At 77.1% G+C, this 1097-nt stretch carries 1 protein-coding gene; it reads left to right on the forward strand.

Features of this window, described 5'->3' with window-relative positions; all coding sequences use genetic code 11:
• Positions 1-140 precede the first annotated feature (140 nt).
• Positions 141-995: a hypothetical protein gene (locus ACFWAR_RS39420; protein ID WP_385788565.1), complete on the forward strand. Its 855-nt coding sequence runs from the start codon at positions 141-143 to the stop codon at positions 993-995.
• Positions 996-1097 lie beyond the last annotated feature (102 nt).

Below are 1097 nucleotides of genomic sequence, written 5' to 3' on the forward strand. Positions count from 1 at the left end.
CGCGAGGCGCGGTACCAGGCGTCGCGAGCCAGGCGGGACTTTCGAAACACGCCCTCGGTCCGGGTGCGGGGCCGCCGTCGCCGGGGTTGCGTCCGGCGACGGCGGCGGGAGGGTGCCACAGTGGTTCCGTGCTGATCGGGATGGTGTGCGCGCTCGCGGCTGCGGTCTGTTTCGGTACCGCCTCCGTGCTCCAGGCCGTGGCCGCGCGGGCGGCCGAGCCCGGGACGGGGTCGGGGGTGGACCCGGCGCTGCTGATGCGGGCGCTGCGGCAGTGGCGGTACCTGGCGGGCCTCGGCCTGGACGGGATCGGCTTCGTCTTCCAGATCATCGCCCTGCGCTCGATCCCGATCTACGCCGTCGGCGCCGCGCTGGCCGCCAGCCTGGCCGTGACGGCGGTGGTCGCGGCCAGGCTGCTGAAGGTCCGGCTCAGCGGTACGGAGTGGGGGGCGGTGGGGGTGGTCTGCCTCGGGCTCGCGCTGCTGGGGCTGGCCTCGGGGGCGGAGGGCTCCCGGCCCGGGAGCACGGCGCTCACGTGGTCGATGCTGGGCGTCGCGGCGGCGGTCCTGCTGGTGGGGGCGGTGGCGGGGCGGCTGCCGGACCGGGCGCGGGCGTTGGTCCTGGGTCTGGGGGCGGGGACGGGTTTCGGGGTGGTGGAGGTCGCGGTCCGGCTGATCGACGGCTTCGCGCCGGGGGCGCTGGTGGCGAACCCGGCGACGTACGCGCTGCTGTTGGGGGGTGGGGCGGCGTTCCTGTTGCTGACCTCGGCCTTGCAGCGGGGGTCGGTGACGGCGGCCACGGCCGGGTTGGTGCTGGGCGAGACGGTCGGTCCGGCGGTGGTCGGGGTGGTGTGGCTGGGCGACCGTACCCGTGACGGCCTGGCCTGGCTGGCCGTCCTCGGCTTCGCGGTAGCCGTATCGGGCGCCCTGGCCCTGGCCCGCTTCGGCGACCCTGCCGACCCGGCCGACCCTGGCCAACCCAGCCCCGCCGGCGCTTGAGGCCGCCGGCCAACCCAGCCCCGCCGGCGCTTGAGGCCGCCGGCCAACCCAGCCCCGCCGGCGCTTGAGGCCGCCGGCCAACCCAGCCCCGCCGGCGCTTGA

Origin of the sequence: Streptomyces sp. NPDC059917 (genome assembly GCF_042730635.1) — a bacterium.
Classification (GTDB): domain Bacteria; phylum Actinomycetota; class Actinomycetes; order Streptomycetales; family Streptomycetaceae; genus Streptomyces.

Coding starts and splice junctions, on each gene's coding strand:
- ACFWAR_RS39420 (WP_385788565.1), top strand. CDS start 141: ATGGTGTGCGCGCTCGCGGCTGCGGTCTGTTTCGGTACCGCCTCCGTG.